Consider the following 14,211-nt stretch of genomic DNA (forward strand, 5'->3'; position numbering starts at 1 on the left):
TTTACGCTTCTAAGTTCATAATTTCTTCTGCAAGCGTTTCCCAATCTTGTTGTGCTTTTTCTAAGGCAGATTTATCTGAAATATAAGCATTGTTAATTAAAGATAATTTATCTTGATTGTTGAAAATTTCAGGATCTGCCATTTCGGCTTCTTTTTCCTTTATGGCTTTTTCTAATTCTTCAATTAAACTTTCTAGTTTAGACAAATCCTGATTTAATTTTTTAAGCTGTTGCTTGTTGTCAGCATTCGTATTTACAGGCTTTTTTTCTTCTTTTTTTGTAGGAACTACTGGGATTGATTTTGAAGGTGGAATTACTCTTTTACTGTTCCAAACTTCAAATTCTGCATAAGTTCCTGGGTATTCTTTTATTTTTTCTTCTTCAATAAACCATATTTTATTAGCTACTGAATCTAAAAAATATCTATCGTGGGAAACTGAAATAAAAGTTCCTTCGTATTGTTGTAATGCTTGAATTAAAATATTTACCGACTGAATATCTAAGTGGTTCGTAGGCTCATCTAAAATTAAAAAGTTAGAATCAGTAGTTAATGATTTAGCTAATGCCACGCGCGACTTCTCTCCACCAGATAATACCCTAATTTTTTTAAATACATCGTCTCCCGTAAACAAAAAGCAACCCAAAAGCGATCTCAATTCAGTATCCGAATGTTTCGGTGCAAAAGCTTGTAGCTCTTCTAAAATAGAATTATCCAAATGCAAGGATTCAAGCTGATGCTGTGCAAAAAACGTGGTTGTTACATTATGTCCAGTTTCAACTTTTCCTTTAAAGGTTTCTGTTCCTGCTATTATTCTTAATAGGGTAGATTTACCTTTACCGTTCGCTCCAATTAAAGCAATTTTATCGCCTTTTTCAATGGTAGCCTCTGCATTATCCAAAATATCTACATTAGGATAACTTTTGGTTACATTTTCTAATCTAACCACATGTCTTCCAGATGTTTTGGTGAATTTAAAGCTAAAGTTTACAGTAGGGTTATCGTCATCTACATCTTCAACTCTTTCAAGTTTATCGAGTGCTTTAATCCTAGATTGTGCCATTTTTGCCTTACTGGCCTTGGCTTTAAAACGCTCAATTAAGCGTTCTTCTTGTTTTATTTTCGCTTGTTGATTTTTAAACTCCCCACGTTGAATTTCACTTCTTAATGCTTTTTCTTCAAGGTAAAAACTATAATTTCCAGCATAACTGGTTAATTTACCTTTTCTAGACTCCACAATTCTATTTACAATTTTATCTAAGAAATATCTATCGTGCGAAACAATTACAATTGCACCTTCAAAGCTCTGTAAATACGTTTCCAACCATTTAATAGACGGTAAGTCCATATGGTTAGTAGGCTCATCTAGTAATAGAATATCAGGATCTTGTAATAATATTTTCGCAAGCATTACCCGCATTCTCCATCCACCAGAAAATGTATTTAATGGCCTTAATTGATCTTCGGTACTAAAACCTAAACCTGCTAGTACTTCGTTCGTTTTATATTCAATATTATAACCATCTAATGCACTAAACTCTTCTTGTTTATTTGATAATTTTTGAAGAATATCATCAGAATAATCGGTTTCCATTTGTTTTAATAGCTCATCAATTTCTTTTTGAAGCTGATTTTGGCGCTCAAAGGCTTCCATAGCTACATTTAAAATAGGGAGATGAGAATCATAAGAAAGTAAATCTTGGTTTAAGTAGCCAATTTTTAAATCTTTAGACATAGAAACTGTACCAGATGTTGGTGCATATTCTCCTACAATAATTTTTAACAGCGTCGATTTTCCTGTTCCATTTGCGCCAATTAAACCCACTCTATCTCCGGGTTTTATATGCCAGTTCGCTTCGTCATATAATGCTCTGGAACCAATTAGAAAAGTTAAATCGTTAATGGAAATCATGTGTTTACTTTATTGCGGTGCAAAAGTACGGATAAAATGCGAATTTGAGTTCGTAATTTCCAATATTGGAGTAGTTTAGACTTAAAATTAACCTGTATTTTTAGCTTTTTATTCAATAAGTAATACAAAAATCATTGTACATTTGCTCCATGTATAATTTGTTCAAACCCCTATTTTTCAAACTTAATCCAGAAGATGCTCATTATTTTGTAGTTAAAAGATTAAAATGGTTTTATGATCATTTTCCTTTTGGTAAATCGCTTTTAAAGAGTTGGTTTGATATAGAAGATAAGAGATTGGAGCGGGAGGTTCTGGGCATTAAATTTAGGAATCCAGTGGGATTAGCTGCGGGATTTGATAAAAATGGAGAATATATTGAGCCATTAAGTGCGTTAGGATTTGGATTTATAGAAGTTGGAACGGTTACACCATTGCCTCAACCGGGAAATGATAAACCCAGAATGTTTAGGTTAATTGAAGATAGGGCTTTAATAAATAGAATGGGATTTAATAATAAAGGGGTCGATACTTTAGCAGAGCGATTAAGATTATTAAGAAACCAGAACACCAAGATTATTATTGGTGGAAATATTGGCAAGAATAAAAATACGCCAAATGAACAAGCAGTAGAGGATTATATTAAATGTTTTGATAGGTTGCATGATGTTGTGGATTATTTTGTAGTAAATGTAAGTTCGCCTAATACTCCAGGATTAAGAGCTTTACAAGAAAGAGGTCCCTTAACCGAAATTCTTAATACCTTAAATCAGAAAAATGCATTGCTCTTAAAAAGAAAGCCTATTTTACTTAAAATAGCCCCAGATTTAACCAATGAGCAGTTAAATGATATTGTAGAAATTGTACTAGAAACAAAAATTGATGGTATAATTGCTACCAATACAACCATAGACAGGTCGGGATTAAAGGCAGATGAAAAATTGAAGAATGAAGCGGGTGGGGTGAGTGGACAGCCCTTAACTAAAAGATCAACTGAAGTTATTCGATATTTATCTGAGCGTTCTAATAAAGCTTTTGTTATAATCGGGGCGGGAGGAATAGAAACTGCAGAAGATGCAATTGAAAAATTAAATGCTGGAGCAAGTTTGGTTCAAGTTTATACAGGTTTTATTTACCAAGGGCCAAGTTTGGTAAAAAATATTTGCAAAGCATTGATATAAATAAAAATTCGAGCATAAAAAAAGCATTTCCGATTATCGAAAATGCTTTAAAATAATTTTATTCTTAGATTAAGCTTTTGCTAATTCAGCTAAAATAGCATTGTTTTTAGCCAACTGATCAGTAGTAGATTGTGCTGATCTGCTTCCTTTTTCAATGTTTGTTGCTAATTTTAAGAATTTCACCTCAAGACGTGAAACCGTTTTATTTTTTCTGTCTTTTCTTTTTAATCTTGTAACTGCCATGGTTTGAAGTCTTTTATATTTAAATAAATCTGGAGGTCGAGAGCGGATTCGAACCGCTGTACAAGGTTTTGCAGACCTCTGCCTAGCCACTCGGCCACTCGACCATTTTATTAAGGTTGCAAAAATATGAAATTATTAATTAGGATGCAAGATAATTAGATAACCAAATAAAAATATTATTTTTTTATCAGTGCATTTCTTCGTATTTCACTGCAAAACAGCGCAGTACTTATTCCAACATTCAATGATTCGGTTATTCCGAGGCCTGGAATCGTGATTTTTTGAGTTATTGTTTTTTCTACAGCTTGTGATATTCCCTGACCTTCATTCCCTAAAACAATGAATCCATTTTCTGGCCAATTCATTTTGTAAATATTATCGCCATTTAAAAATGCACCACCAACCCATGGTTTATCTTTTAAAAACTCTGCAATATTGGTATAATAAACTTTTATTCTACTTAAACTTCCCATACTAGCCTGTACAGTTTTTGGATTAAATACATCGGCTGTATCTAGTGAACAAATAATATTATTGAATCCAAACCAATCGGCCGTTCTAATTATGGTGCCCAAATTTCCAGGATCTTGAATGCCGTCTAATACTAAATTTAATTGATTAGAATAAACATTTGGCTCTAATTTGGTGTTATTAGGCTGATGAAGTATCGCCAAAATACCTTGTGGATTTTGAAGTGTACTTATCTTATTGATTTCAGCGTTGTTTACTTCAAATAACTTTATATTTGTTGCAAGTTTTGGTAGATTATCTATTAATTCTGTTGTAGCGTAAATACTATGAAAACTGAAGGACGTATTTAGGAAATCTTGGATCGATTTAAGACCTTCCACAATAAATAAATTATGTTCCTTCCTGAATTTTTTTTGATGCAGCGATTTTATAAAACTGATCTGTGATTTTGAAAGCATATACTAAACTATTAAGCGCAAACCTACCATTTTACGCAATATTACTTATAATAATTGTTTTTTTTGCTGCTTGTTCTTCAACTCAATATATTGAGCCATACCAATCAATTGTAAAAAAAGTAAGAATCGATAGTATTGAAAATCAATACGAAGAAGCTGCTTACGATTATGTCCAAAAAGATATTAGGCCTGCTTCCAAATTGAGTATTAACGTATTAATATATAATATGTTTAATACTAAAGATGGTAAGTATAAGACATCAGGAATAAAACAATTAGGTTCTGCGCCACCCATATTAGATAGTACTTTAGTTGAGATTTCTAGAACGCAAATAGAAAAATACTTAAAAAGTAAAGGTTATTTTAATGCCAAAGTTGGTTCAGAAGTTAAAGTAGAAAACAAAAAGGCAACTATAATTTATAAAGCGAATCCCGGAATCCCTTACCAAATAAATAAAATTGATTTTACTATACCAGATACAGTTGTAAAAGCGCTCTATTTTGATGAGAAAGCACTTTTTTCTAATCTAAAAGAAGGTATGCAATTCGATGAAGATTCATTGTCTCACGAGGTAGAACAAATATATCAGATGATGAAAAGAAATGGGTATTATGATTTTTTAAGACCCTATATAAGTTTCGAAGTGGATTCTGCCTTGAAAAATTATAAAGTGAATTTAAACCTCCAAATAGACAACCCTAAGAATAAAAGTCGACATACCGTTTTTAATATTGGTGATGCTGATTTTCTTATCGCTCCAAATTCTGAAGGCTTTGTTGATACGCCTACGTTGAGTAATGATTTACAAAACGGGATTAGGTTTACAGATCTATCAGGAAGATTTAAAAGAGGTCCTATTGTAAAGTATGATTTCCTTTTTAAAGGCGATGTTTACGATATTAACAAAGAAAAATTAACATACGATAGACTTTATGAATTAAATGTCTTTAAAAACGTTAAAATAGATTATTTAAAAGCCAGTGATAGTTCTAATACTTTAGACCCAATTATTACTCTAATTCCACAAAAGCGAATGAGTAATAGAATTGAAGGGGAGGTGCCATTTAATAGTGGATCTGTAGGGTTTTCGGTTAGTAATACTTATACAAATAATAATTTATTTAAAGGAGCAGAGAGATTTGAGTTTCAAATAAAAGGCGGATTGCAAAGTAGAATAGGCCAAAATACGTCACTTTTTAAGGATGTTTATCAAAGGGATTTCTCCGTTAGTACCAAATTAACTATTCCACGATTATTGTTACCTTTTTCTTTAGGTACAATGGGTAGAAATGGTATGCCATTTACTACAATATCTACAAGTTATCTTTTTGCATTACAAAAGGATTTTTCAAGACGTCGGGTGTTTTTGAATTCTATTTCATATGATTGGGTTGAAACTAAAAATAAGCTTCATTCTGTAACACCATTAAACTTTGAATATAGGTTTGGCGATTTGTTATTAGATACGAATACGGTAAGTGGAAAAGCTATTCTAAATGCAAATTCATATAATATTCAATTATTAGATAGAAAAGACTTAACACTAGGAATAAAATATACTTTCTCTTATAACTTTAACCGTTTAAATCAGCTAAATAACTTCGTTTATTTTAGGGGTAATTTAGATATTGCGGGTAATTTATTAGGGCTTATTTCTAAGTTAGGAGGTAGTTCATCAAATCCTACTCAAGGCATATATTCAACAGTTTTTGGTTTGCCTTATAACCAATACATTCGACCAGAATTTGATTTTAGAGTTTATAAATCTCTAGGTGGAAATCACCAATTTATTGTAAGGTTAAATGCAGGTGCAGGTATTGCATACGGAAATTCGCGATCAATGCCTTTCGAAAAGTTATTTTATGCAGGTGGTGCAGGCGGTATTAGGGCATGGCAGGCACGTACCCTGGGTCCAGGAAATTATAATCGGGATATAATTCCTACAGATTCTTTAAGAAGAACATTTTATGGGTTGGATCAACTTGGAGAAATGAGAATTGAAGCCAATATGGAATACAGATATTTACTAATCAATAAATTTTTTGGCGGACAATTAAAAGGTGCCACATTTGTTGATGCGGGTAATGTGTGGAATATTGGTAAATCGAACGCAAACCCTGAAACTTTTTTTAATTTTAATAAACTTGGATCACAAATTGCATTGGGTATAGGCTCAGGAGTAAGGTATGATGTAAAGTATTTTATCTTTAGGTTCGATGTTGGACTTAAACTAAAAGACCCTCAGTTTCAACCTGGCAAACAATGGGTAATTGGAGATTTCCTAAAAGGAGGTCGAGATTTTAAAGATGCGTATTATTTAACCCATAGTCCAGAAAGATATAGGTTTATTCAGTATAATTTTGGAATTGGAATGCCTTTTTAATTAAAAAGATTCTTTAATCCGTCGAAAAACGTTTCAAATAAAGTACCCAAGCTTAATCCATTGCTGAAATTGAAATAGAAATATACGATCAATAAAATAGCGGCAAAAATTATTAATTTCCTAAACATAAATGCCAGGATAATTATAATTAAAGGGATAATAAAAAGCCACCATCCGTTAACTGAAAATGGAGTTAGGTCGTTATTTTTTTTATAAACATAGACTAGTTTGCTATGTGTTCCCGATTCATTTTCGTGCTTTACATAAATAAAAGTTGATTTTTCTATCTTAAGCGGAACAACTGCCACTCCATTATTGAAATTTAATGATTCAGTAAAACCACTGAAACTAAATGTATACAAGCCATTTATTTCTTCATTCGGTACATTAAGTGAGTCGACAGCAATAACCGCTATTTTATTGTTTTTTAATAAATTCTCCTTAATGATGAAGTTATTAATAGCCGTATTTTGAGAAAATGCTGAGCCAAAAGAAGAGAAAAAAATTAATAAAAGGAGCAAATTTTTCATACCCTTATTCTACAGATTTCTTGTTATAAATTAAGTAGCCCAAATGTAATAAAACACCATGTCTTTTTACTGGATCATCGTATAAGTTATAACTCAAACTTATTGGACCAAGCGGTGTATTATAAACCAAACCTGTAGAACCTGCATAATATGCGCTTTTGAAAGCAGATCCAAATTTTACATGTTGAAAATTTACTTGAACAAATTCTTTATAAGGTAGGAAGACATAACCCTCAACCCTTAAATCTAAGTTTCTTTTAAGTGTAAATACATTTTTTACGCCTCCCGCTAAATAAGTAGAAGCTCTAAAGTTTTTAATAAATAGTGATTTACTATCTTGAAGTGGATTAAATGTTGGTGCAACTAACAGCGTTGAATAATAATTAGAATATAAGGGCTGATTAGAAACTACAGCTTCAATTAAATAAGCTAAAGCATATTTTTTATTAGTGAAAAAATAGTTTTCATCTGTTAATTGAAGTTTCCCCCATTGTTGTTTGTTTCTTTCAACTGCAATTTGATTGTAAACAATAGAATTCTTTAAAATATTGCCGGGGGTGTAATTCTCTTGTCCATTTAGAAAACTTGCACTAAATAAAAATCTTCTGCCATAATTGGCATATTGTTTTCTGTTTAAACTATTCTGATCTAGTTCTATACTTGCTCTAAAACCATTAAAAATGGTTCTATCCAAGGCATCACCTTCGGTATAAGTATTGTTTGGGCTATAACGATCTCTATTGTTTATATAAGATGCCGCTAAAACCACTTTTCTGTTATTGTTTAAAGGGAATCCCATTTGCAAGGCAACTTTTCTATCACTCTGCTCAATAAATGTAGGTTCTCTGCTTTCAATAAAAATTTGACTGGTATTAAAATAATTGAAATTATTATAGGTTATTTCTGTTGCTAAAAATAGGGGTAGATTAGATGGGTAATCTATTCTACCTGTGAGTTGTACCGATTCATAAAACTTGCCAGAATAGAAATTTATTCCGGCAGAATAAGATTTATCTCTTAGATAATTGTATTGTAAACCTATAAAAACATTGCTTATTGGTCTGGTAGAAATATTACCGCCCAAATCAATTCTTAAATTATTGGTTGGGTTAGCTAAAATATCAAAATTATAAGAATCAGAATTCTTAATATAATTTATTGAAGGGAAGACCTGTTCAAAAGTTTCATCAGCAACTAACTTATAATAGCCTCTTTTAACATCTCTTAAAGAATGAGGTCCTTTATCTGTTTTAAATAGTCTTTCTACATATTTTTTTTGAAGATTTCCAATGCCAGAGGCTGTAACACTATGAAATTTGAAAGGTGGTTTTTTGTCATTAAAAACTTTTCTTCTTTCATATAATTCTGTTTGAGGTATTCTTCTATTAATTTGACCTAAAATCTTTGGGATTTCTTTTAAGGCTGCTTCATAGCCTTTTTGTATTAAAACTTGTACGGCACTAAATTGCGTTGCATTAAACTCATCAATATCAGGTTGTATGTAAACACCTTTGTCGCCAATTTTAGTGGAATCAGATTTAGATAAAAACATAAAAGTTATTAATCTATTCACTAATTTTTCGTCATCATTAGAGGGATATTCGTTAAAAACTTTCGAAGAAACATTTACACCGATAATATAATCTGGGTTGAATTCTTTTTGCATAATATCAACTGGAAAATTATTATACAAACCACCATCAAAAACAAACTTGCCATCTAATTTTAATGGCCTGTAAACCAATGGAACTGCCATAGTTGCACGAGCTGCTTCGGCTAAATTTCCTTTAGAAACGGTAATGCTTTCTTGAGAAAGCACATCAGAAACCATACATCGATAGGGAATAAATAGCTGGTCAAAGTTATTATTTGCTACAGTAGAAGCTTGAGAAAGTAATTCTAATAAAGCAAAATTGAGTGGGATATCACTAATTAAATTAGATCGAAAAATTAAGCGAAGCTGTTCTTCAACTTTTAGTTTTGCCGAAATAAATGAAGCATTTGTAGAAGTTTTCTGGAAGTAATAAGAATAATCGCTTTTATATCTTCCCACTACCCAATTTTGAAAATCATCGCCTAAGGCAATTTTTTCTATTTCTTCTGGAGAGTAACCTGCGGCATACAATGCGCCTACAATCCCACCCATTGAAGTTCCGGTTATGTAGTCTATTGGAATATTGTGCTCTTCTAAAGCCTTTAAAGTGCCAATATGAGCAAGCCCTTTAGCGCCACCACCACTTAATACCAGTCCAACTTTTTGAGCATTGATTTGGTTGATAAAAATTAATGAAAAGAATAGAATATAAATTGCTCTTACCACATAGCTAAAATACTTGTTTTTAATTAAAAAAGTATAGGTAATAAGACAAATATCCTATATAGGAAATCCATATTAAATAGGGTAATGTTAATAAGCCTGCTACTTTATTAATTCTGAAAAATGTAATGCTTGTTGTTAATATTAAAATGATTAAAGCAATCATTAAGAATGAACTTATAAAATAATCTGTAAAATTTATAAATGTAATTCTCCAGAGTAAATGAATTAAAAATTGTGAAAGGTATAAAGCAATTAAAGTATAATAATGTTTAATTTCTTTTCTTCTTTGCCATATTAGAAAAGCTGCAATACCCAATAAAATTGAAATAATTATAATGATTTTAATGGTAATACTTAAACTGGGGTATCCTAAGTGTTGACCACTAACTTCATAAAATTTCACTACATTTTTCTTGGTGAAATACCTACCAATTGCTCCAAAAACTAGGCAAATGGTTATATTAATGATAAATGGAAGGAATTGAAATTTTTTACGTAATTCTTGCATGTTTTAGGGATTATACTGCAAATGAATATGTTTTTTTTATATACTAGAAATAAAAACTATAAATATTACACAATTAACCTAGAATAAAAATTTAAACGCCTTATTTTTTATATTAAAGTTAATCTAAATTACCATGCAATGTAAATATAAATTTGTTTTTTAACCAACAGCAAATAAATATTGAAATCAATAAATTTAAGGAAAGTTTTTTTGAAGTTGGTAATAAAAAAGTCCTGCCAAACAAAAAGTTGGAAGGACTTTAAGGAGGTGTCCCCGACGAGATTCGAACTCATATCAGCTGAACCGGAATCAGCCATTCTATCCATTGAACTACGGGGACAGAAAGGTTGCAAATATAGACATAATTAAAATTATTTATGCTTGCCAAGCAAGGCCAAATTACTTAATCTTAAATTTATATGTTAACTATGTAAATATTTAAGACTAAAAACTCAGAATTTCTGAAAATAAAACCCCAAATTTGTTCCGATACTGAGATTTAAGATTAACCGTGGAATATGGAGGAAAAATTAGTTAATGATGCATTGGAATTTATTGAAGCTGATCAAGACCGTGAATTAAAAGCATGGTTAAATGAGCTTAATATTTCGGATGTAGAACATTTAATTGATGAATTACCTCAATACGCCGTTAAAATTATTGAAACCCTATCTACAAAAAGGGCTGTAAATGTTTTCAGAATTCTAGATTTTCCCACTCAGGAAAGAATAATTAAAAAACTAGCCGGTAATAAACTAACAGAAATTATTAGGCAATTACCTCCTGATGATAGAACAGCATTATTTAGTGAGTTAAAAGGTGATGCCGTTAAGAAATTACTGATTTTATTAAACGATGAAGATAGAATAGAGGCCTTAAATCTTTTAGGTTATAAAGTAGATAGTGTGGGCCGACTAATGACCCCAGATTTTATAGCTGTAAAGACAGAATGGACCGTTCAACGTGTGCTTTCACATATTAGAAGATATGGTAAGAATTCTGAAACTATTGATGTTGTTTATGTTATAGATAAAGAAGGCGTATTGTTAGACGATATTAGAATCAGAGAAATTTTACTTTCTGATCCTGATGCAAAAATTGGTTCACTAACCGATAATAGGCTAATTTCTTTAAATGTAAATGATCCTCAAGAAGAAGCTATTCAAACCTTTAGAATGAATAATAGGGTAGCCTTACCAGTAGTAGATGATAATAATATTTTGTTAGGTATAGTTACGGTTGATGATATTTTATGGGTGGCAAATGAAGAGTTTACCGAAGATATGCATAGAATTGGAGGTACTGAAGCATTAGATGAACCCTACTTAGATGTTCCTGTTTTTCAATTGTATAAAAAGCGAATTGTTTGGTTAATCGTTTTGTTTTTTGGAGAACTTCTAACCATAACTGCCATGTCGAATTTTGAAAATCAAATTGCGAAGGTGGTTATTTTGGCAACATTTATACCGTTAATTATTTCTAGTGGAGGGAATAGTGGATCTCAGGCTGCCACTTTAATTATTCAGGCTATGGCTTTGGGTGAAGTTTCTGTGAAAGATTGGTGGAGAGTAATGCGTAGGGAAATATTTTCGGGCATTTTATTAGGTTTCACCTTATTTGCCTTAAGTTTTGGTGTTATTGCATGTTGGCAATTATTAGCACCTTCTTTTGCTGAACATTACATTCGCATTGGTTTAGTAGTAGGTTTTTCTTTATTGGGCGTAGTTCTATGGGGAACTTTAATGGGCTCTATGTTGCCTTTGTTGTTAAAGCGGCTAAAAGCTGATCCGGCAGTTTCATCAACACCATTTGTTGCAACATTGGTTGATGTAACCGGACTTATAATATATTTCTCATTCGCTTTATTATTTCTTGAAGGCGTTTTGCTTTAGAAATTCGATTAATTGGGGTAATCTATATAACGCTGGATCTATTATCTAGGAGTGGGATACAAAGCAACAAAGGATCTAAAAGAATTTAACTCTCAGATCCTTTGCAAACTTTTATTATAATCAAGGTTGGACTTCTAGAATAAAGCCAATTGGACAACTGACTATAACAGGTCTCTATGTTGACCAGTTGAAGTAATAATTCTTTATTTAAACATTAAAACGGAAATGCATAATATCGCCATCTTCTACGATATAAGTTTTTCCTTCAACACCTAACTTTCCAGCTTCTTTACATGCCGCTTCTGAACCATAAGTAACAAAGTCTTGGTATTTTATTACTTCAGCTCTAATAAATCCTTTTTCAAAATCTGTATGAATAACACCTGCTGCTTGAGGAGCTGTAAATCCTTTAGTGATGGTCCAAGCTCTTACTTCTTGTACTCCAGCAGTAAAATAGGTGTAAAGGTCTAATAATCTATAGGCAGCTCTAATTAATTTATTAACGCCTGATTCATCTAATCCCATGTCTTCTAAGAAAATCTGACGTTCTTCGAAGCTCTCTAATTCTGCGATTTCAGATTCAATTTTTGCAGATATAATTAGCATTTCTGCATTTTCATCTTTAATTGCTTCTGCAACTTTCGCGGTAAAGGCATTGCCATTTACAACTGAACCCTCATCTACATTACAAACGTATAATACTGGCTTTTGGGTTAGTAAACCTAAATCTTTAATAAATTCAAAGTCATCTGCCTCAACTGCTGCAGATCTTACAGATTTACCCGACTCTAAATGTGTTTTAATTACTGATAAAATTTCAAAAGTGCGTTTTGCATCTTTATCTGAACCCGTTTTGGCCATTTTTTCAACCTTTTGGATTCTCTTGTCTACTGTATCTAAATCTTTTAACTGTAATTCAGTATCAATAATTTCTTTATCACGAATAGGGTCTACACTTCCATCAACATGTACAACATTACCATCTTCAAAACAACGTAGAACATGAATAATGGCATTGGTTGCGCGAATATTTCCTAAAAATTGATTTCCTAATCCTTCACCTTTAGAAGCACCTTTAACTAATCCGGCGATATCAACTATTTCAATTGTATTTGGAACTACTTTATTCGGTTTTACTAATTCTTCTAATTTGGTTAATCTACTATCTGGAACAGTAATTACGCCAACATTTGGTTCTATAGTACAAAATGGGAAATTTGCTGCTTGCGCTTTTGCATTAGATAAACAATTGAAAAGAGTAGATTTTCCAACATTAGGTAATCCAACAATACCACACTGTAAAGCCATTATATTTTATATTTAATTTCTAACTGTCAATAAAAGTTGCAAAGATACGGCGAATTTTAAAGCTATTATTATTGTTATTAAAATTTTATTTAAGTTTATAGGATAAAAAATAATTTTATGGAGAATAATTTAGAAGAAAATCAGGATGTAAATACTGAATCAGTAGATTTAAACGTAACAGAAGCTATGAGAAGCTATTTGTATGATACCGCGAGATGGGCAAAGTTTATAGGTATTTGCGGATTAGTAATAACTGGTTTTTTTGTTTTAATTGCATTCGGTATAAATTCAATTATAGGGAGTGGAACTTTAGATGGAGGTCCGTATGCTACCTTAGGTCAGTTAGGTTCTGCAGCATTAACTATAATCTTCTTGTTTTACGCATTAGTAATATTCTTTCCTAGCTTTTATTTGTATAGATTTTCAGTTAAAACTATAAAAGGTGTTTTATACCTAGATAGTGAATCTTTAACTGAAGGATTAAAGAAGTTAAAGTCTTATTTTTCTTTTGTGGGGATTTTAATAATTATCGGAATACTATTAAATATAATGACCATGGTTTCTACGTTGATAGTAGGATCTGCAATGGGCTAAAAAAAATCCCCGAATTTAATTCGGGGATTTTTTTTAGAAGCTAAAATCGTCGAGATCAGATTTTGAAGAACTGTATTCTCCATCGTTGAATTCGTATTTCTTTTCTACAACTTCCTGATGCTCGCGTATATATGCTATAGTATCTTGGAAACCTTCATTAAACTTTTCAAAATCTTCCTTATAAAGGAAAATTTTATGTTTAATAAACGCACCATCTTCCAGTCTCTTTTTACTTTCGGTTAAGGTTAGGTAATAATCTCCAGCACGTGTTGCTTTTACATCAAAAAAATAAGTACGCTTACCTGCTCTCACTTTTTTAGAATAAACTTCTTCTCTCTCTTTGTTGTCAAAATCTCCCATATAAGTTTTGTTTAAGGTTGGGGTAAATATAAGGCAATATTAAGTAATTTTCCAAA

General features: G+C 31.6%; 12 protein-coding genes and 2 tRNA genes. 4 read left to right on the forward strand and 10 right to left on the reverse strand.

Annotated elements, in window-relative coordinates; translation table 11 throughout:
* Position 1 precedes the first annotated feature (1 nt).
* A complete protein-coding gene (locus VRU49_RS07255) occupies positions 2 to 1,909 on the reverse strand; it encodes an ABC-F family ATP-binding cassette domain-containing protein (protein ID WP_330146115.1) in 1,908 nt (635 codons plus the stop codon).
* 149 nt (positions 1,910 to 2,058) lie between these two features.
* Between VRU49_RS07255 and VRU49_RS07260 the strand changes: the two genes are divergently transcribed.
* Entirely contained in the window at positions 2,059 to 3,087 is a 1,029-nt protein-coding gene (locus tag VRU49_RS07260) for a quinone-dependent dihydroorotate dehydrogenase (RefSeq protein WP_330146116.1), read from the forward strand.
* 69 nt (positions 3,088 to 3,156) lie between these two features.
* On the opposite strand, the gene VRU49_RS07265 is transcribed toward VRU49_RS07260, so the two are convergent.
* The 3 genes from VRU49_RS07265 to VRU49_RS07275 all read right to left on the reverse strand — a co-directional run bounded on the left by VRU49_RS07265 (position 3,157) and on the right by VRU49_RS07275 (position 4,259).
* Positions 3,157 to 3,330 carry a spore protein gene (locus tag VRU49_RS07265; RefSeq protein ID WP_330146117.1) on the reverse strand — a complete coding sequence of 58 codons (174 nt, stop codon included), beginning with the start codon at positions 3,328 to 3,330 and terminating at the stop codon, positions 3,157 to 3,159.
* A 30-nt stretch (positions 3,331 to 3,360) separates the two neighbouring features.
* Positions 3,361 to 3,434: transfer RNA gene (locus tag VRU49_RS07270), tRNA-Cys, on the reverse strand.
* Between the two features lie 72 nt (positions 3,435 to 3,506).
* Positions 3,507 to 4,259: a TrmH family RNA methyltransferase gene (locus VRU49_RS07275; RefSeq protein WP_330146118.1), complete on the reverse strand. Its 753-nt coding sequence runs from the start codon at positions 4,257 to 4,259 to the stop codon at positions 3,507 to 3,509.
* Between VRU49_RS07275 and tamL the strand changes: the two genes are divergently transcribed.
* A complete protein-coding gene (gene tamL / locus VRU49_RS07280) occupies positions 4,244 to 6,643 on the forward strand; it encodes a translocation and assembly module lipoprotein TamL (RefSeq protein WP_330146119.1) in 2,400 nt (799 codons plus the stop codon). The two genes, VRU49_RS07275 and tamL, sit on opposite strands and share 16 nt — an antisense overlap.
* Here tamL and VRU49_RS07285 read toward each other — a convergent pair.
* The 4 genes from VRU49_RS07285 to VRU49_RS07300 all read right to left on the reverse strand — a co-directional run bounded on the left by VRU49_RS07285 (position 6,640) and on the right by VRU49_RS07300 (position 10,341).
* On the reverse strand, positions 6,640 to 7,173 hold the full coding sequence (locus VRU49_RS07285) for a hypothetical protein (protein WP_330146120.1): 534 nt from the start codon (positions 7,171 to 7,173) through the stop codon (positions 6,640 to 6,642). The genes tamL and VRU49_RS07285 overlap by 4 nt on opposite strands.
* A 4-nt stretch (positions 7,174 to 7,177) precedes the next feature.
* On the reverse strand, positions 7,178 to 9,493 hold the full coding sequence (locus tag VRU49_RS07290) for a patatin-like phospholipase family protein (protein WP_330146121.1): 2,316 nt from the start codon (positions 9,491 to 9,493) through the stop codon (positions 7,178 to 7,180).
* A gap of 19 nt (positions 9,494 to 9,512) precedes the next feature.
* Complete coding sequence (locus VRU49_RS07295) at positions 9,513 to 10,001, reverse strand: TspO/MBR family protein (protein ID WP_330146122.1); 489 nt, start codon at positions 9,999 to 10,001, stop codon at positions 9,513 to 9,515.
* A gap of 268 nt (positions 10,002 to 10,269) precedes the next feature.
* Positions 10,270 to 10,341, reverse strand: a tRNA-Arg gene (locus tag VRU49_RS07300).
* 178 nt (positions 10,342 to 10,519) lie between these two features.
* Between VRU49_RS07300 and mgtE the strand changes: the two genes are divergently transcribed.
* A complete protein-coding gene (mgtE, locus tag VRU49_RS07305; protein WP_330146123.1) occupies positions 10,520 to 11,893 on the forward strand; it encodes a magnesium transporter in 1,374 nt (457 codons plus the stop codon).
* A 207-nt stretch (positions 11,894 to 12,100) separates the two neighbouring features.
* On the opposite strand, the gene ychF is transcribed toward mgtE, so the two are convergent.
* On the reverse strand, positions 12,101 to 13,201 hold the full coding sequence (gene ychF / locus VRU49_RS07310; RefSeq protein ID WP_330146124.1) for a redox-regulated ATPase YchF: 1,101 nt from the start codon (positions 13,199 to 13,201) through the stop codon (positions 12,101 to 12,103).
* A gap of 117 nt (positions 13,202 to 13,318) precedes the next feature.
* Here ychF and VRU49_RS07315 point away from each other — a divergent pair, with 117 nt between their 5' ends.
* Positions 13,319 to 13,795, forward strand: a complete 477-nt coding sequence (locus VRU49_RS07315; RefSeq protein WP_330146125.1) for a DUF5362 family protein — start codon at positions 13,319 to 13,321, stop codon at positions 13,793 to 13,795.
* 33 nt (positions 13,796 to 13,828) lie between these two features.
* Here VRU49_RS07315 and VRU49_RS07320 read toward each other — a convergent pair whose 3' ends face one another.
* Positions 13,829 to 14,155 carry a DUF3276 family protein gene (locus tag VRU49_RS07320; protein ID WP_330146126.1) on the reverse strand — a complete coding sequence of 109 codons (327 nt, stop codon included), beginning with the start codon at positions 14,153 to 14,155 and terminating at the stop codon, positions 13,829 to 13,831.
* Positions 14,156 to 14,211: the final 56 nt, after the last annotated feature.

This window comes from Pedobacter flavus (assembly GCF_036324285.1).
Taxonomy (GTDB): domain Bacteria; phylum Bacteroidota; class Bacteroidia; order Sphingobacteriales; family Sphingobacteriaceae; genus Pedobacter; species Pedobacter flavus.